At 40.4% G+C, this 18962-nt stretch carries 18 protein-coding genes and 1 tRNA gene; 17 read left to right on the plus strand and 2 right to left on the minus strand.

Going from position 1 to position 18962, the window contains the following annotated elements; all coding sequences use genetic code 11:
* Positions 1-276 (minus strand): MutH/Sau3AI family endonuclease (locus ENH88_RS10405; RefSeq protein ID WP_304182182.1); only part of this gene is annotated, 276 nt, incomplete at its 3' end.
* A 427-nt stretch (positions 277-703) separates the two neighbouring features.
* Between ENH88_RS10405 and rppH the strand changes: the two genes are divergently transcribed.
* From rppH to ENH88_RS10490, 17 genes are all read left to right on the plus strand, one after another.
* Positions 704-1225 (plus strand): RNA pyrophosphohydrolase, encoded by a 522-nt coding sequence (rppH, locus tag ENH88_RS10410; RefSeq protein ID WP_016709776.1) that lies wholly within the window; start codon positions 704-706, stop codon positions 1223-1225.
* Positions 1226-1242: 17 nt separating this feature from the next.
* Positions 1243-3516, plus strand: a complete 2274-nt coding sequence (ptsP, locus tag ENH88_RS10415) for a phosphoenolpyruvate--protein phosphotransferase (protein ID WP_304182183.1) — start codon at positions 1243-1245, stop codon at positions 3514-3516.
* Positions 3517-3584: 68 nt separating this feature from the next.
* Entirely contained in the window at positions 3585-4394 is an 810-nt protein-coding gene (locus ENH88_RS10420) for a sulfite exporter TauE/SafE family protein (RefSeq protein WP_304182184.1), read from the plus strand.
* A gap of 12 nt (positions 4395-4406) precedes the next feature.
* Positions 4407-5210, plus strand: a complete 804-nt coding sequence (gene lgt / locus ENH88_RS10425; protein ID WP_304182185.1) for a prolipoprotein diacylglyceryl transferase — start codon at positions 4407-4409, stop codon at positions 5208-5210.
* A 14-nt stretch (positions 5211-5224) separates the two neighbouring features.
* Positions 5225-6076, plus strand: a complete 852-nt coding sequence (locus ENH88_RS10430) for a thymidylate synthase (RefSeq protein ID WP_304182186.1) — start codon at positions 5225-5227, stop codon at positions 6074-6076.
* A gap of 35 nt (positions 6077-6111) precedes the next feature.
* Positions 6112-6990, plus strand: coding sequence for a UTP--glucose-1-phosphate uridylyltransferase GalU (gene galU, locus ENH88_RS10435; RefSeq protein ID WP_304182187.1), 879 nt, complete (start codon positions 6112-6114; stop codon positions 6988-6990).
* A gap of 177 nt (positions 6991-7167) precedes the next feature.
* The gene (locus ENH88_RS10440; protein WP_304182188.1) at positions 7168-7803 is read left to right on the plus strand and encodes an SPOR domain-containing protein; all 636 of its coding nucleotides are present in this window, start codon (positions 7168-7170) and stop codon (positions 7801-7803) included.
* Between the two features lie 120 nt (positions 7804-7923).
* Complete coding sequence (locus tag ENH88_RS10445; protein ID WP_304182189.1) at positions 7924-8523, plus strand: DUF4402 domain-containing protein; 600 nt, start codon at positions 7924-7926, stop codon at positions 8521-8523.
* Positions 8524-8533: 10 nt separating this feature from the next.
* Positions 8534-9004 (plus strand): DUF4402 domain-containing protein, encoded by a 471-nt coding sequence (locus tag ENH88_RS10450; RefSeq protein WP_304182190.1) that lies wholly within the window; start codon positions 8534-8536, stop codon positions 9002-9004.
* Positions 9005-9012: 8 nt separating this feature from the next.
* Positions 9013-9807, plus strand: coding sequence for a fimbrial biogenesis chaperone (locus ENH88_RS10455; RefSeq protein WP_304182191.1), 795 nt, complete (start codon positions 9013-9015; stop codon positions 9805-9807).
* A gap of 19 nt (positions 9808-9826) precedes the next feature.
* Positions 9827-12784: a hypothetical protein gene (locus tag ENH88_RS10460; RefSeq protein ID WP_304182192.1), complete on the plus strand. Its 2958-nt coding sequence runs from the start codon at positions 9827-9829 to the stop codon at positions 12782-12784.
* 10 nt (positions 12785-12794) lie between these two features.
* Positions 12795-13439 carry an SPOR domain-containing protein gene (locus ENH88_RS10465; protein ID WP_304182193.1) on the plus strand — a complete coding sequence of 215 codons (645 nt, stop codon included), beginning with the start codon at positions 12795-12797 and terminating at the stop codon, positions 13437-13439.
* 51 nt (positions 13440-13490) lie between these two features.
* On the plus strand, positions 13491-14084 hold the full coding sequence (locus ENH88_RS10470) for a FlgO family outer membrane protein (RefSeq protein WP_304182194.1): 594 nt from the start codon (positions 13491-13493) through the stop codon (positions 14082-14084).
* A gap of 12 nt (positions 14085-14096) precedes the next feature.
* Positions 14097-14780, plus strand: coding sequence for a FlgO family outer membrane protein (locus tag ENH88_RS10475; RefSeq protein ID WP_304182195.1), 684 nt, complete (start codon positions 14097-14099; stop codon positions 14778-14780).
* A 5-nt stretch (positions 14781-14785) separates the two neighbouring features.
* The gene (locus ENH88_RS10480; RefSeq protein ID WP_304182196.1) at positions 14786-15448 is read left to right on the plus strand and encodes a FlgO family outer membrane protein; all 663 of its coding nucleotides are present in this window, start codon (positions 14786-14788) and stop codon (positions 15446-15448) included.
* Positions 15449-15589: 141 nt separating this feature from the next.
* Positions 15590-15664, plus strand: a tRNA-Arg gene (locus ENH88_RS10485).
* Between the two features lie 267 nt (positions 15665-15931).
* Entirely contained in the window at positions 15932-17371 is a 1440-nt protein-coding gene (locus ENH88_RS10490) for a hypothetical protein (protein ID WP_304182197.1), read from the plus strand.
* 419 nt (positions 17372-17790) lie between these two features.
* On the opposite strand, the gene ENH88_RS10495 is transcribed toward ENH88_RS10490, so the two are convergent.
* Positions 17791-18962: ATP-binding protein (locus ENH88_RS10495; protein WP_304182198.1), on the minus strand; the 1172-nt coding region annotated here is incomplete at its 5' end.

The raw sequence follows: 18962 nt of genomic DNA on the forward strand, positions 1-18962 counted from the left end.
AACCGACACAAAAGTAGTCTCTAGCGGTTTGCCTTTATATGAAATTGGTAAGGTTTTTAACTCTATGCCAAGTTCTTCAAAATCGGGCGTGGGTTTCGAGCCTGCTGTTGCCCCTAATGCATATTCAATCAATTGCCCGGTCCAGCCCTTTTCCTTTAATAAATGCTCCGGTGTTTTAAACTGATAATGGCTTGCTAATTGGCCTAATGTCAGTCCTGCAATGTTGCTAACACGTTGCATTAATTCATTGATTGAATGTGGTTTTATCGGTTTCATAGGGGGTTATTTAGTTGTATAAATTCACTACTCATGATAGCAAAAGAGTTTAACCGTGGATATCTTTGCGTTTGGGTGTTTTTTGTTCAGTGATAGTTTGCTGTGTTTTTAGACACGGTGAAGTTTGCTGACTTTAGGCTTAATGTATTGAATTTAATGATTTTTAACTATTAAATTTGCAAAGCCTTTAAGCTATGTTGAAAACTTGTTGGGATAAATACAGAACTATGAACAATGTTATCCACAGAAACTGTGGAAAAGGCAAGTTATTAGATCTGCTATTGTGGATTTGTTTGCAAAATGAGCTGTATAAACTAAAGTTATGCACAAGCTGTGAGTAAGATGCGTAAAACTCTGAATATTGTTTGCCGTATTGCAGGTAATGTGGAACAATCATTAAAAATCGACTTACAAATGAGGCACTAAGGTGATTGATGCCGAAGGTTTTCGTGCCAATGTCGGAATTGTAATTTGCAATAATCAGGGACAGGTCTTTTGGGCCAGACGTTATGGTCAGCATTCTTGGCAGTTTCCTCAAGGTGGTGTTGATAGTGGCGAAACAGCAGAGCAGACCATGTTCCGTGAATTACACGAAGAAGTCGGCTTGCGCCCTGAAGATGTAGAAATTGTCGCAAGTTCAAAACATTGGTTACGTTATAAATTGCCCAAGCGTTTGATCCGCCGAGACTCCAGTCCGGTGTGTATTGGGCAAAAGCAAAAATGGTTTTTACTGAAACTGCGTTGTAAAGACGAAGATGTAAACTTACTGAAAACACATCATCCTGAGTTTGATGATTGGCGCTGGGTAAGTTATTGGTATCCGGTGAGGCAAGTTGTATCGTTTAAGCGCGATGTTTATCGTCGTGTTATGAAAGAATTTGCACCTTTTGCGATGCCTTTTAATAAACGTGAACAGCCTAAAGATACTTGGCGCCACAAAGGTAAATAATATAAAGGAGCAGTATTATGCTGGCTACACTCAGAGCTATTGCCGAGTCCGTTTCGCAACAAGCGAGTTTGGATAGTGCGCTAGCATGTTTTGTTGAAATGGTGAAAGATGCCATGAAAACTGAGTGCTGCTCCATTTATTTTGCTGATTACAGTCAAGATAATTTCGTATTAATGGCCACCAGAGGGCTAAACCCTGCTGCGGTTGGTAAATTTAGAATCGGTTTTACCGAAGGCCTTGTTGGCTTAGTTGCGCAACGAGAAGAGCCTATAAATATCGCCTTTGCCAAATCCCACCCGCGTTTTAAACTCTCACCTGAAGTTAACGAAGAAGGCTTCAACGCATTTTTGTCTGTACCTGTAGTTCATCAAAAAAAAGTGCTGGGCGTTATTGTTGTGCAACAAAAAATTGCCCGGGTATTTAGTCAAGATGAAGAGTCTTTCTTAATTACATTATCTGCGCAACTTGCGTCACAATTAGCGCATGCTGAAATTAAAGAAATACTACGCCAAGATGAATTCTCCCATCAAACCTCGGTGCTAAAAGGGGTTTCAAGTGCGCCAGGGATTGCGATAGGGCAGGCTTTTGTTATTCTGCCGAAACTTGATTTTAAGTCTATCGAATTAAAAAAAGACGAAAACGGCACTGAGCAGCGCCGCTTATTTACTCAAGCGGTAGCTGCTACACGCAAAGAATTTAATACCTTGTCGATGACGCTTAGCGATTCTATCCCTAAAGAAGCGTTGGCAGTGTTTGATGTGTATCAGCAATTACTCGACGCGAAAAGTTTAGGGCAAAATGTTGAAGCACAGCTGCAAGAAGGCTGGTGTGCAAAAAGTGCCTTGAAAATTGTCATTGAGCGCTTAATTTCGCAATTCAATGCTATGCAAGACCCTTATATCAAAGAGCGTGCGGTTGATGTGAAAGACATTGGCTTGCGCGTGTTGCATCATCTGGTTAATACTGAGCACGCAGTAAAAAGTTACCCCAAAGATACCGTACTTATCGCTAATACCTTAACCCCAGCAATGCTTGCAGAAGTACCCAAAGGGCACTTGGTCGGGGTGGTGAGTGTTAACGGTGCAGCTAATAGTCATGCGTCAATTTTAACTCGCGCCATGGGGATCCCGGCAATTTGGGGCATTGAAGATTTACCGCTGTTGCAGTTTGATGGTAAAGAAATGATTTTGGATGCCTATGCAGGGCGATTGTATATTTCGCCTTCGCAAATGCTACAAGCTGAATACTTACAACTACAGCATCAAGAAAGCCTACTGAATGATAAGTTTATGGCTGAGCAAGAGTGCGATGCGGTGACATTAGATGGCGAACATATTAGTTTGTTGCTCAATGCGGGTTTGGATCTCAATACCGAAAAAGCTAATACAAAAGTTTGTGATGGTGTTGGGCTATACCGAACTGAAGCTTGGTTTATGCAAAAAGGCCAGTTTCCATCACAGATAGAGCAAGAAAATTGGTACCGCGAAGTATTAGCCAGTTACCACCCTGAACCAGTAGTAATGCGCACACTCGATATAGGTGGCGATAAAGCATTGGATTACTTTGATATTACAGAAGAAAATCCTTTCTTAGGCTGGCGTGGTATTCGGGTTACCTTGGATCACCCCGAGATATTTTTAGATCAGCTCAAAGCCATGGTTAAAGCAAATATTGGCTTAGGTAATTTAAAAATTATGCTGCCAATGATAAGCGGTACCGAAGAAGTTGATGAATCGTTAGCATTGTTAGAACAAGCTTATTTTGAACTTGCAGAGCAATACCCAGAGCAAGCGATTGAGCGCCCAGAGATTGGCGTTATGTTAGAAGTGCCATCAAGTGTTTTTATGCTGCCGGAATGGGCTAAAAAAGTAGATTTTTGCTCTGTCGGGAGTAACGATTTAACGCAATATTTACTCGCAGTTGATCGCTCAAATGCCCGTGTTGCTGATTTATTTAATCCCTATCATCCTGCGGTATTACGGGTACTGCAAAAAGTTGCAAAAGAGTGCCAGCAACATGAAATGTCATTTAGTTTGTGTGGTGAGTTAGGTGGCGATCCTGAAGGTGCAATACTGCTAATTGCGATGGGTTATCGACGTTTGAGTATGAACTACTCATCATTAAGTAAAGTTAAATGGGTGTTAAGGCGGTTAAAAGCCAGTGATATGGAAGCATTATTGGCTGAGTGTTTAGCACAATCTACTGCAAAACAAGTGCTTAGGCTCACCCGTAACTTTATGATTGAACATCAATTGGGGGAATTATTTTATACCCCAAATCAGGCTTCTTAATAGTGCTGTAAAGATCCGATATAATCGATTAGTATATGCATATAACATTTACAACATAAGAGTTTGCTATGCATGATTTAGTCATACTGATCCTCAGCTGCGCGTTATTAGGTTGTGTGGTTGGATTTTTAGCAGGGTTGTTAGGCATAGGTGGTGGCTTGATTATTGTGCCCGTGCTCAGTGCGTTATTAGTGAATTTTGATGTTGTGGCGGTTGATCATGTAGTGGTTATTGCCATAGCCACCTCGCTTGCCTCTATTTTATTCACCTCCACGTCATCTGTATTAGCTCATCATAAAAACAACAATGTATCATGGGAAATTGCGCCTTGGGTTATGTCTGGCGTTGGGCTCGGCGCTTTGATCAGTGGCTTTGCGGCCAGTTTAATTCCTGAGCAATTATTACGCATTGTATTTGCTGTCAGTGTGGTGTTTATTGCTGCCCGTATGGTGTTGTCTGTGCGTAATAAACCAGCAGTAACTAAACCCATGCCAAGCGGTCCGATAATTGGCGCTATTAGTGCCGTGATGGGCGGATTATCAGGCTTGATTGGTATTGGTGGAGGGGCGCTGATTGTGCCGTTACTGCATTATTTTTCGGTGGATATTAGAAAAGCGATAGGCTGCGCGGCCGCATGTGGCATTGTGATTGCGCTATTTGGCTCTGTTGGATACATCAGTGCGGGGTGGCAAGTTACCGATTTACAACACGGCTTTGCAGGTTTTGTGTATTTACCGGCATTATTAGGTATAGTAATAACTTCGTGGTTTATGGCGCCAGTTGGGGCTAAAGCAACGCATTATTTACCCGTTTCAACGATAAAAAAAGTGTTCGCGGTGTTACTGGTTATTATCGCGCTTCAAATGGTTTTTAGTTAAGGTTTAATTTATATGGCTCTTGAATTTCCAGAGATCGATCCGATCATATTTACAGTCGGTCCTCTCAGCGTACGTTGGTACGGTTTAATGTATTTAATTGGTTTTGCTTTTGCAATGTGGTGGGCAAATAGACAAGCAGCTAAACCAAACTCTGGTTGGACAAAAGAACAAGTCAGTGATTTACTTTTTTACGGCATGCTAGGAGTGATCCTTGGTGGGCGTATTGGTTATGTACTGTTTTATCAATTCAGTTATTTTTTAGAAAATCCATTGTATTTATTTAGAATCGACCAAGGTGGCATGTCATTCCATGGTGGCACACTGGGTGTGATCAGCGCCATTTGTATTTTTGCTTGGACCCGTAAAAAGCAATTATTGGCAGTAGGCGATTTTGTTGCACCACTAGTACCCGTTGGATTATTGGCGGGGCGTATAGGCAACTTTATTAACGGCGAATTATGGGGGCGAACTACCGATGTGCCTTGGGGCATCGTGTTTCCTACCGGCGGACCGCTTGCACGTCACCCATCACAATTATATGAAGCGTTTTTAGAAGGCCTAGTACTGTTTATTATTTTATATGTATTTACTAAAAAGCCACGCCCTGCTGGCAGTGTTGGTGGATTATTTTTACTCGGTTATGGCGTATTTAGATTCTGCGTTGAATATGTACGTGAGCCTGATGCTCATTTAGGCTTATTTGGCGGTTTTATTTCGATGGGGCAAATATTGTCATTGCCAATGGTCATCGCAGGCCTAGGTTTGATAATATGGGCGTACAAAAAGCCACAGTCTGCTGTTGCAAGTAAAGCATAAAAAAGAAGCTAAAAATGAAACAATATTTAGAGTTATGTCAGCGCATTGTTGATGAAGGTGTATGGGTTGAGAATAAGCGCACAGCAACGCGTTGTTTAACGGTAATTAATGCTGAACTTGAGTACGACGTTGCGAATAATAAGTTCCCAATGATCACCACTCGAAAAAGTTATTACAAAGCGGCCATCGCTGAGCTGTTAGGTTACCTACGTGGTTATAATAGCGCAGCACAATTTCGCGAAATAGGTTGTATGACATGGGATGCTAATGCCAATGAAAATCAAGCATGGCTAAATAATCCAAACCGTAAAGGTGAGGACGATATGGGCCGTGTCTATGGTGTACAAGCGCGAGATTGGCAGCGTCCAGATGGCACGCCTTTAGATCAGTTGAAAAAAGTCATTGATAATTTAAAAAATGGTGTGGATGACCGAGGCGAGATCATCACTTTTTACAATCCAGGTGAATTTGATTTAGGCTGCTTGCGCCCGTGCATGCATACACATACATTTTCATTACTTGGTGATACACTTTACCTAACTTCTTATCAGCGTAGTTGTGATGTACCGCTTGGCCTGAATTTCAATCAAATTCAGTGTTTTGTATTACTCGCGTTAGTTGCGCAGATCACCGGTCACAAAGCGGGCAAGGCTTATCATAAAATCGTGAATGCGCATATTTATGAGAACCAACTGGAATTAATGCGCGATGTGCAGTTACAACGTGAGCCATTTGCATCACCAACGCTTACGATTAATCCAAAAATTAAATCACTCGAAGACATTGAAACTTGGGTCACCCGCGATGACTTTGAGGTGCATGGCTATCAATGTCACGATGCAATTAAATATCCGTTTTCAGTGTAATAATTAATAAGCATCATAGTTTTAAGGAGAGAATAATGAAAGCAGTGATCCCAGTCGCAGGGCTTGGCACCCGTATGTTGCCAGCTACTAAAGCTATTCCAAAAGAGATGTTACCTGTTGTAGATAAACCCTTGATTCAATATGTAGTTAATGAAGCGGTTGCTGCGGGTATTAAAGAAATTGTATTAGTAACTCACTCGAGTAAAAATTCAATCGAAAACCATTTTGATACCAGTTTTGAGCTAGAAGCAACGCTTGAAAAACGGGTAAAGCGTCAATTACTTGCTGAAGTACAAGCGATATGTCCAAAAGACGTCACTATCATCCATGTTCGCCAAGGTGAAGCAAAGGGGTTAGGCCATGCGATTAACTGCGCTGCACCTATTATCGGCAATGAACCGTTTGTGGTCATTTTACCAGATGTGATTATTGATGACGTTGAAAGCGACCTAAGCAAAGATAACCTTGCAGAAATGATCGCGCGTTTTAACACAACCGCACACAGCCAAATTATGGTTGAGCCAGTACCAATGCAAGATGTTGATAAGTTTGGTGTGGTTGATTTAGGTGACGCTACACTTGAGCAAGGGCAGAGTGCGCCAATTAAGAATATGGTCGAAAAGCCACCTATTGCTACTGCACCATCAAATTTAGCGGTAGTAGGGCGTTACGTTTTAAGTAAAAATATTTGGCCACTACTTGCGAAAACCCCAGCTGGTGCAGGTGATGAAATTCAACTTACCGACGCTATTGCCATGTTGATGGAAAAAGAAGCTGTTGATGCATACGCCATCAAAGGACGTAGTCACGACTGTGGCAGCAAGTTGGGCTACTTAAAAGCGACCATTGAATTTGCACTGCGCCGTGATGAATTTAAAGATGAGCTTAGCGATTTTATTAAAACCTTAGTTTAAGGTTTAAGTTCATTATAAAAAGTGTCTAAGAGGCACTTTTTTATTGCCTGCATTTTAGTAAGAATATGACTTACCGAATATTTATTTGTCGATATTTCGTTTCCTTTTAGCAAAATAGCTGTAACTGGCACTTACTTTGCTTACAATACCGCATTGTTTATTTCGTGATGCTAACAGATGATGTGTTTTAAAAAACAAACTTGGCTGCCACTGGCAGTGTTAGTTGCAACTATCAGCCTTAACGGGTGTAGCAGCAGCTCCGCTGCAAAACAACCTGCATTAATTTCTGATCAACAAGTCAAAGAGTATGTTCAGCAATGGCACTCGCAACAAGAGAGTATTACTCGTTTAGCTGCGATGGAGGAAGACTTGCAACTGTTAATAATGGCACTTTCATCAGATACAGAAATAGCTGAAAACCCAGCAGCGTTGCGTCAAAATGATGTTGCAGTTGTACATAGCAGCGATGATCCGCAACTATCTCAACTCAATAACGCAGTAAATCAACAGACTCAAGCACCCGCAAACAATTATCAGCCACATTTAACTGATCCCTTGCCTGGAGCACAACTTGGCCTGTATTTAAAACCGCAGAGAGTGAGGACGCAAATAGTAAGGTTACAGCAACAATATCCGCAGGCATTTAGCCAATTAAATTTTGTAATGACAGAGCGTCAAAATAAAGGCGTTACCTTGTATGGACTCCGTGTTGGACCGTTTCAAAACTATACCGAAGCCAATGTTTTTTGTTCATTAGCACAAAATTTAGGCCAAAAATGCCTGAGTGCGCCATTTGTTGGCCAGCCTTTGTAATGAAGTAAGTTATTTATCTGATTTTTCAGTTATTAAGCTTAAAGTAATTGTTCTATATGTCGATAATATCTAAGATAGGGGCAACATAGGGTAATGCCCCATCTCTTATAAGGATTTAATATGAAATTATCTTTTCCAATACTTGCTGTGAGTATTCTAGCCGTGCCTTTTAGTGCTATATCTGCAACAGAGACTTTTCGAGCAGAAGTAACAGTACAAAACGCTGTAGTTTTAACCAAAGATACTGATCTGAATTTTGGCACCGTGCGTGCGGTTGCAGACCTTGCGGGTGTTGAGATTGCTGAACTTGTTGTAAGTGCTACACCTGGCGCGAGCCCTATTACCGAAAGTAAAAATAATACCACTAATGCACTGTTTGCGATTATCGAAGATGGTGAGCCAGCCTCTTTTACTGTATCGGACGCAGTACCGAGTGCAGTATTAAGAATCATGGATCCAGTTAAAACCAATTTAGAGTTTGAAAACGGGCAAGATACCGATCGCCCAGATTTTACTATTGGTGATTGGAATTATGTGATCACCAGTGGTGATAATAATAATGCCCCATATACACCTGGCACCCCAAATCTACAAGTGGGGCAGGATGGTACTGTGTCGTTTAATATTGGTGCAACACTAAAAACCTCTAGCAAGGTAACTACAAAAACTTACGCTGACGGCGTATATGCGGGTACTTTCCAAATCGAAGTAGCTTATTAAATCGTTTCTAGTGCGACTTTTACCTTATGCAGTGGCTGTAAGTGCTTTAATTTATAGCCCGTATAATTTTGCCAATTCGATTGTCCAGCAACATCTTGATTTTGGCACTTTGGTGATCCCTAGCAATAGTAACATCAGCTCTGTGATTATTAAGGCTGACGCTGAGATAAATACAATAGGTCGTATTTATGTGCTAGAGAAAGGCCAACCTGCGGAGCTATTGTTGACTGATTTTCCTGCGCATACACAGCTAACCATGCAATTAGTTAACTCTGTAACAGTGCAGCACAACGTACAAGGCAGCAGCAGCGCCGATTTTGAAGTACGTCTTAATGGCTTTCCAAAATCCACCATAACTGATGATTTAGGTGAAGCGAAAGTGTTTATTGGCGGCACATTGATAACAAAACCTAGCAGTAAAAGCTATTCAGATGGCGACTACTCCTCCACTACTAACCTAGAAATTTCGATTGACTACTAAGGACTGTCATGTTCAATAAATTAACAGTGATGTGTGTGCTGCTAACAGCATTTTTTAGCCAAATGGCCTTGGCAAACTTATTGATTTCACCGACCCGTGTTACCTTTGATGAACGTCAGCGCAGTGCCAAAGTAACAGTGATCAACAACTCTGATGAACAGCGTACTTATCGTGTTATATGGAGTGAAAAGCAAGCTTTATCGGGTGGAGGTTATAATAACTTAGCGCAAGTAACAGCAAACAGTTTATCGCCAATGACGCGTTTATCTCCTAAGCAAGTGACCTTAGCATCTGGTGAAAAACAAACCGTTAAAATTGCGATTCGAAAGCCAAAAGGTTTACAGCCTGGCGAATATCGTTCGCACTTATTATTTCAAGCTTTACCTAATGAGAATAAAGAGCAAAAATCAGGAATACAGATCAATATGATTATGAGCTTTAGTATTCCAGTTATTTATCGTGAACAGCCAGAACAACCTAAGGTTACGATCACTCAGGCAAATATTATAAAAAATGCCAATCAGACCAAACCACAAATTCAAGTGCAGCTGCAACGACATAACAACTTTAGTAGTTATGGAAAACTCAGCGCTTATATTAAAACAGCGTCCGGTGAACAAGAAAAGATAGCTGAAATTAGCAATTTAAGTGTTTACCCTGAAGTCGATACAGTCACAGCAACGCTTAGCTTATTTAAAGACAAGCAGCTTCCTAAAAACGCGGAGTTGCTACTTGATTATCAAGGTACTGCGGAATATAAAGCGATTGATTTCGCTTCTTATACGCTAGCGATCGGGGAATAACGTTAAGCGCTATTAAGTCATGAAAATGATCCGTATGCTTGCCATTGGGGTGCTACTTTTCAGCCCAATGAGCCTTGCTAGTAGTGTGCAGACGAATGACGTTCTGCGCACTATTAAAGCTATTCAAGCTAAATTAAATCAAGCTCCCTCACAAACAGATGCGCAGCAACAGCCTACCGTGCAAAATGAGTTCGGTCAGAGCATAGTACAACGTATCGCCACCGGTGAGTTTTTACTCTTTTCGTTGCACCTTAATGATGAATATCTTGGTGAAGCGTTTGCGATAAAAAGCGAACAAGGCGTGTTATTGGGTTTATCGGGGTTAGTCGAAATATTACAACTGGCTATTAATGTTGATGTTGCAAATGGCACTGCTGCAGGTTGGTTTATCAATGAAGCAAACTTATTTGCACTGAATGCCACTGAACCTGCAAACTTAATTGCTAATAATCAAATGGTTACACTCTCTGCGCAGCAACTACTCATTGATGATGATATTTATATTGATGCGGCGATTTTACAGCGCGCCTTCTCTGTCTCTATTACCCCTGATTATGCGAATCTAACGCTAGAGCTTACAACGGAACAATTGTTTCCTGTTGCTGCACAACAACAAAGGCAAAAGCGATTGTTTAACAACCAGCGCAAAGGGGATAATCAACCTACACAACCTTGGAAGGCTAGTCCCTATCAGGCGGTTTCAATGCCAGTGGCCGATTTACAGCTAAACTATCGTCGAGATAATGACAGCAGTCGGACAAGTTATTCATTATTAGGCGCACAAGATTTTGCGTATCTTTCTGCTGAATACTTTTTAGCAGGACGTGAACAAGATTTATTGAGCGACTCACGGCTGACATTCTCTAAACAAGATGTGAATAACAACTTACTCGGTGCTTTTGCTGCCAGCGAACTGGAATTTGGTGATATCACTGCAACACAAATAGGTAGTCGTTATAACGGTCAGTATGGTCGGGGTTTTAAGTTTTCAAATTATCAGTTAGATCGAAAAATAGATAACAATCGGATTAACCTCACCGGGGCCATTCAGCCCGGCTGGGACGTTGAGCTTTATCGTAATGGCATTTTAATTGAACAACAGTTAAGCCTCGCGGATGGTCGTTATATATTTGATAGTATTGATTTACTGTATGGTGAAAATAACTTTGAGTTGATCTTTTATGGTCCGCAAGGGCAAGTTGAACGCAAAACAGAATATTACTTTATTGACGGTAATCAATTGGCGCAAGGAGAAGCTGCATACGAAATATCGGTATCAGAGCAAGGTAAACAATTACTAGGAAGTGAAAGTAATACACAACAAAGTGGCTGGTTAGCGGCAGGGCGATACGAACGTGGCCTGACCGATAATATTGCCATTTACACTGGCGCTATGGCACAAAAACGCGAAGGCGATGAGTTTTATCAATTTGCGTTTGGTAGCAATATCAACCTGTTTGAAAGGCTGTTGGTTAATTTAGACTACGAGCAAAATAACCAGCAACAAAATGAATTAGAGCTTACAGCAAGAACCCAATTAGCGGAGCAATCACTGCTTTTTAGCGTCACTGATCGCTCGGATCAACAACAAGACTTGCAAAGTTATCAATTCGATATGTCGGGTGAGCTGATGCAAAATCGTTATGGTCGGCTTAATTATCAAAACAACTTTTTATTACAGCATTCAAGCTCAGGCCGCGACCTAAAACAAGCCTATAATCGTTTTAATTATAGTTATTCAGGCTTCTCTGTGAACAATTTATTGCAATGGCAAAATGTAAATGAGCAAAGTAAAGTATATGGCGCAACCCGTGTGCAAGGACGAATAGGGCGTTTATATAGTCGTTTTGGTTTTGATTATTTACTCTCGCCAGACAGTGATATTTTAAGTTACCAAGCTGAATTTAATCGCAGTATTACTGCAAAGTTACAAGCCGAGCTCACACTTAAAAATACCCTTAATGAGAATATCCAATCAGCGGACTTGGGCCTTAATTGGCAAAATGATGATTTTAATTTAAGCAGCACCATTAACTACGACAGTAATGATAATTGGCTTGTTAGTTTATATAGCCGCTTTAGTTTTGGTTATGACGCTGAAAATAACCGTACTTTTATGTCAAATCGTAGCTTAACGAGTACCGGTAGTTTACTGGTTAAAGTATTTTTAGATCAAAACAATAACGGCATTATGGATCCTGACGAGCAAGGCGTCGCAGGAATAAAAGTAAAAGGGCTGCAAAATTATCGCCAAGCAATAACCGATGAAAATGGCATTGCATTGTTAACCTCAATGCCAGCTAATCGCACCACAGATATTGTACTCGATAGAGACAGCTTCCCCGATCCTTTTTTCGTGCCTGCCCACGATGGTTTTTCAATCACGCCAAGAGCAGGGTTTATTGAATACATGGATTATCCGCTCAATAATGCCAGTGAAATTGAAGGCGTGGTATATAAACAACAAGGTGAACATACACAAATTCAGCCTTATGCAAAAATAACCTTATTAGATCAAAACGATAAAGAAGTTGCCAACACCCAAGCGGCTTATGATGGCTACTATTTGTTTACCGATTTACGGCCAGGGCAGTACCGTGCTGTGGTTGACGATAGCTTTAAAGAACGTAAAGCATTAAAAAACACCCAGCAAGTAACTGTTGATTTATCAGCAGCAGGGGATGTGTTGGTTGGGGTTGATTTTACTTTAAAATCACTCGAAGAGGTGTCGGGGACTATTGTTAATGCGGGGAATTTTTCATCGTTAATGATGTTAAAAGCATACTTACGTTTGATCAGCCCACGCTTAAAATTACAACAGCAAGACGTGTTTTATATTCATGATCAACAGCAAAGTAAGTACATACTCGCCTTAGGATACGCTGAGCAGGCACAGCCTGAGTTTGCGGATCTTTGTCAGTCATTAATACAACAGGGGTTGCAGTGTGATATCGAACAACGAACCATACTTCATTAAAGGAATAGTAATGAATATCAAACAATCGTTTAGTGTAATTCGATCAGCCGTATTAATAGTGAGTTTAAGTATACTATTTGGCTGTAGCAGCACGATGGATAGCGCGCAAAAAAGTACCCGCAACACGGCTGAAACTAATCATCAATCCTATGTGCAGATCACGCAACAAGAGTTGCAGCAACTGCAAACCAGCTCTGCACAGTGGCAAGCGATTAAACCGGATCTTGAGCGGTTATTACTGATAGAAAGTGATTTGAAGCTATTGATCACACAGTTAACCGCAATAGCAAATGAAGAAACAAGCCAAAGCAGCCCACAGCCACAACAAGTATCATCAGCAAAACCCGCGAATACTACTTCAGTGCTGCCTAGCGATACTAAGAATGCGTTGTTTGCTCTGCAAATCATTGCGGTCACGCAACAATCGCAATTAGCCCCAAGCTGGCAAGCAATTCAACAAAAAGCACCGAGTTTATTGTCAGATAAATTTATCACTAATGTCGAAACTGCTCAGGTAAAAGGCATGACTTACTACCGCTTAAAAATCGGGGCTTATCAATATCAAAAAAACGCCCAAGCTGATTGTGATAAATTAAAGCTACAACAGCTCAACTGCATGGTGACTCACTACACAGATCACCCAGTAAAATTATAAATAGGCATAATACTTGCTTTGTTATTGCCATGTTTAGTGAGGATGGCAATTATGCGCCTTTTGTTATGTTTATTATTGCTGAGTCTAACTGCGTGTAGTTTAACGCAAGAAAAACCGCCAGCACCAAGTACCAATGCCCCAAAAGCGACAATGGCACCTTATACTGTGCAGCAATATGTGGGTGATTTGAGTAGTCAATTGAGCCATGTACAAGGGCCATTTAAAAGCTCTGCACGGATTGCCGTTACTAGCTTTTACTTAGCCAACGCGCTAGACAGCGAACTAGCACAAGGGCAAGGCGCCGGGCTTAGTCAGCAAATTCAAGAAAGCTTACTGACCCAGTTTACTCAGCTTGGTTATCACATTATCGAATACCGACTTGAAAATCATCTTAATCTTGCCAGCAATGCCGACGGCATGTTAAGTCGTGATATTAGTAAATTACGTCAACGTCAGAATATTGACTTTGTCATCACGGGTACGCTAACACGGCAACAACATGCCTATATAGTGAATGCCCGCATGGTAAATACGCAAGATAGCCGCGTTGTATCTGCCGCCAGTACAGAAATCCCTATCAATGTGATGTGGGGCGATGAAAAAATACAGCAGCGCGACGGTTATATTTACCGCAGCGAATACTAATTAGGAGCTCTCATGAAACGCTTAATATTAACTTTATGTTTGCCACTGGGTTTTGGTTGCGCACAAATGATGGAACCAGGAAAAACAACACAACGAACAGATAATTCTCCGCAATTGGTTGATGATCAAAGAATGGTTGCAGCCCCAGGGCAAACGAATTCGCTGTATCAAAGTAATACCGCGGTGATCAATGATAGTAGTCAGGTCAGTGTACCAACGCGTAAAAATATTAATCATTATGTACGTGGCATAATGCAAGATATGGCAGAAAACCTACAGTATGTGAACAGTAAAACGCCACTTGCCGTATCGAGCTTTATCTTTTTGGACGACAACTACAACGATGGTACTTTACTTGGTAATCAAATTGCCGAAAGCTTTATGCACGAGCTGCACAATTTTGGTGTGCCGGTGATTGATTTTAAAACCACCGACTTTATGCGCGTCACGCCAACCGGTGACTTTGTATTTAGCCGCGATTATTTAGAGCTTAACCAAGATCAAAATTTTAACTACGTGCTTGCCGGTACTATGGTAAATCACCAAGGTGGTGTACTCGTTAATGCCCGTATTATTGGCTTAGCAAGCAAAGCTGTGGTTGGCTCTGCACAAGGGTTTATTCCGCAATCAGTGATTGATGCACTCGACAGCAGCTATCGCACTGATGGCGTAATGCTAAAACAAGCGAGTAAGTGAGGCCAATGATGAGTAAGTTAACCCATAACGCTAAGTTACTAACCGTAGGGGGGGTGATCAGCATCCTCAGTGCATGCAGTATGACCAATAATACGGCTGAGCCAGTTCAAAGCACGACTAGCCGATATGACCTTACTCAAATGCTAAAACAAGTACAAATGAACAGCGCCGAGCCGCTTGAGAACTCAGCGCAATTTAGTCCTAACAAGCATCATAAAACACTGGTTAATTATGTAGAGCAAATGGCGTTAGACTTAGTCGACACAATGCAAACAGAGCTTGATACCTCGATTGCCGTTACTTCATTTGTAGATTTAGATGCGACCCTTAATAACAGTAATCAATTAGGCAACCAGTTATCAGAGAGTTTTATTCATCAACTGCAAAAATTTGGTTATGGTATTGTTGATTTTAAAACCACCGACCACATCGCCATGAATGCCCGTGGTGACTTTGTGTTTTCTCGTGATATAGAGCAACTCGCAAATCAACGCATCGCCAGCCATGTGTTATCAGGCACCTTGATTTATCGCAGCAACGGTGTTGAAGTAAACGCCCGTATTATCGACATCACCAGCAAACGCGTAGTTGCCAGCAGCAACAAAATACTGCCTTATTACGTACTCAACAACGCCGATATCCACCTACAACGCGCGAGTATTAATTAGCTTAACGATTAAGTCCATTTAACTGCTTGATTGTAAATAGGATAAACCGTTATAATTTCCTATCAGCTATCAGCTATCAGCTATCAGCTATCAGCTATCAGCTATCAGCTATCAGCTATCAGCAGCTCGAAGCTCGAATGTGGCCTCTTAGTTAAATGGATATAACGGCCCCCTCCTAAGGGGCAGTTACAGGTTCGATTCCTGTAGGGGCTACCAATAAAATCAATGGGTTATGTTTTTTGTTACCCCTCTCTTTATTTCTGTGTAGCATATTTGTAGCAGTGGTAAATGTAATTTACTATGTAATCATTGCTTAAAAGTCTTAGCCTTAAGATTTTAAATAAGAAACCTTCACCAGTTAAATTATCTAGTTGTTTACTCTAGCGCTTTAAATACTTAGTATGAATTAACTCAATAAAATAAAATCAGTTCGGTCTATACGTAAAACACACGTAAATTTATATATCATTATAGGGAAATAAAATGGGTAAAATTAGCCATCCAGCTACAATCTCAAGCGAGTTTAATATAGATATAGCTTTAATTGAGAAGCTTGGGGTAGTAAATGTACTGTTGAATACCGATACACCACTTTTTATCGATCCTATGTTGCTAGAGGAAAGCTCGCACAAAGAAATGAGAGAAGGGGCATCTAGCTCATATAAGAAACGATTCAATAATATAATTAAACTACTCTCTTTATCAAAGTTTGAAGATGATGTCCCATGGCGAAATGCTAAAAGATTATTTAAATTTTCAGAAATCAGTTGGACTTGTTTGGGGTATAGCACAAGCGTTCGTGGATCTGGTTTTGGTAAAGATTTAATAGCATCAACTTTAGATACTGCTGCTCAAATAGTCTCGCTAGGTGTGGATGATGTTGATTTGTTTATGGCTTTAGCTCTATTTGAGGAAGGTATTGGCCCTGATCGTATTAGTGATATGACGACTAATATTATTTTTAATGACTTAATTGATTTTTCACTAAATATAAATAAAACCCTAAAAATACCAACCAAAGAGTTCAAGATTGATGGTAGTAAATATAATCTTGTTGAAAATCCTTATTCAGGTCAACCAATATTATTTGTTCCAAATGATATTGTACGTGACTTACCAATAGCCTCTGATTGGAGTGATATATCTAGAGTTGTTAGAGAAAATGAGGAACTGAGAGAAAAAGTTAATCATCACGTTGGCGAGGTTTGGTCAACTATGACTCGAAAACAAAAAGACCGATTAAAAAAGGCAGCTTTAAAAAGTAAAAGCTCTTTTCAACAAGTGATCGATATGATTAGAGAAGTATCGCCTAACCCCTATGATTTTAAAAGTGATCGTAATGGGGAAGCTTTTTGGACTGAGCTATTACAAACGATTCCAAAATCCTACCCGTTTGATTTATCTACATATTCGAAAAGAGTTTTGACACCTAAAGAAGTGTTAGAGGTTGTAAATAAGATCTTATCACAATTCCAAGAGTTGATAGAGAACAAAGGCTTATGGAAAGAACTGTGGGATGAATCTGGTAAGCCAAGAAAAGAAAAAGCTGCTCAACGTTTGTTATTTTCTGTTGCTTATAGTTACTGTAAAGCTAATAACTTAGATTTGTCACCAGAAGCCGATTCAGGAAATGGCCCTGTTGACTTTAAGTTATCTCAAGGTTCTGACTCTAAAGTTGTAATAGAAATTAAGTTATCAACTAATGGTAGCTTAGTTCATGGGTTTGAAAAACAGCTGGAGATATACAAAAGGGCTGATGATACAGATTTAGGTATATTTTTAATTATAGATGTTGGTGGTATTGGCAACAAATACGCTCAAGTCCAAAGAGTCCGAGACGAGTTTTTAAATGAATATGGTACAGCTTCAAAAATTTGGTATGTCGATGGAAATCAAAGGGCTTCAGCAAGTAAAAGAATTTAATATATAACTTCAATTAATATTAAGTACAGTTATTTACAGAGCTCCAAGTAAGAGCTTTCTTGCCATTCTAGCAAGTGGGTAGCTAAAGGTTATTTTCGAAGTTGGGTAGGGTATTTGAACCACCTAAAGCTTGTGTTATAGCTTTAGGTTATCTGTATACGCATCAAAACAATGCTTTGAGTATGACTTGGTAGCTAAAGCGCATGTTTGGGCTTTAGCTATTTAAAGTTGTTTAGTTAGGCTTTTTCTACCCTCCATGAATAGTGCCTAGCGCTAGTACCTTGTAAAAAAGGCTTTACCCGCGAACTACAGGCCTTTTACTTTGAGTATGAGCTCACCATCGTAATAGCTTTGTAAGCACCCGCCAGTTTCTGCAACGATGTTTAAATTGGCTTGTAATTTGATAGGTCTATCTTTTATCAATTTATCAGCCTAAGGTGTTTGCTTACTACATATTCACTGTAGTAGAGCGGGAGGACAATATATTCCTTTTCCAGTGGTGATGAGCCTTGCGTGCCTGTGAGTTTAATTGTTTTGATGGGCTGGCATTTATTTATGTACGATTGCAGTGATTTTGCTTTGGTGCGTTTACCACTCTTGACTTCGATAGGCAGTATGTTGCCTTCGTCATCAGAGGCCACAAATTCGATCTCAGCTCTTGCATCACCCCATGAATATGTTGGGTCAATGCCTTGTGCAGCAAGCTCTTGTTGTACAAAGTTTTCGGCTATAAATCCTTTGTATTCGTAGCCTTGTTGTTTAATTTCTTTATAACTGATCCCTAGCATGTGATTTAATAAGCCGACATCAAAAAGAAATAATTTAACGATATTGTCTTTTTTATATGCTGCTAATGGGCTTTTAGGTGTGCCGTCAATAGGGTGGTTTTTGAGTATCAAGCGGCACTTATTTAACCAAGAAATAGCGCTTTCAAAATCACCATAGCGAGATTTTTTATCGTGCATCCCTTTAAATTTAAAGCGATTAACCGATTCATCCATCACTGATGATAGCTGTGCTGGAACATTATTAAATACAGCTTCGATTAAACCTGCATCTACTTTTCCTGAGTATTTGCCGAAGTCTCGTTGATAGCCCAGTACTAAATTTTTATGAATGTCTGTTACAGCTTGAACGCGGTCAATGATACTGTGATCAGATAAATCAAACCATGTATTTACAGCTTCAGGCATACCACCAGTAAAGTAATAATCAGTGAGTTTTGAGAATAATTTAATATGCGCTGCACTTGAGTTTGTTTGCGCTGCAAATGCCTTAATTAGAGCGGTTTCTTTCGAGGCGATCAGAAACTCACGAAATGTGAGAGGGCGCAGATTATGTTGCTCCACTTTACCTACCGGAAAGGAGTTTAATAAACCGATATTAGAACCACTGGCGGCAATGTGCATATGCGGCGCTTGTTCAGCAAAGTATTTGAGGGATGTGACAGCTTTAGGGCACTCGCCTATTTCATCAAGGATCAGTAGATCTGTATTAGGGTCAAACGTTTTTCCTGTAAGTAGCTCAATATTAGATAGTACGTCATCGGGTGATAACGAGTCCTCGAACGCTTCGCTCATTTGTGGGGATT

This window comes from Pseudoalteromonas prydzensis (assembly GCF_011050055.1).
Taxonomy (GTDB): domain Bacteria; phylum Pseudomonadota; class Gammaproteobacteria; order Enterobacterales; family Alteromonadaceae; genus Pseudoalteromonas; species Pseudoalteromonas prydzensis_A.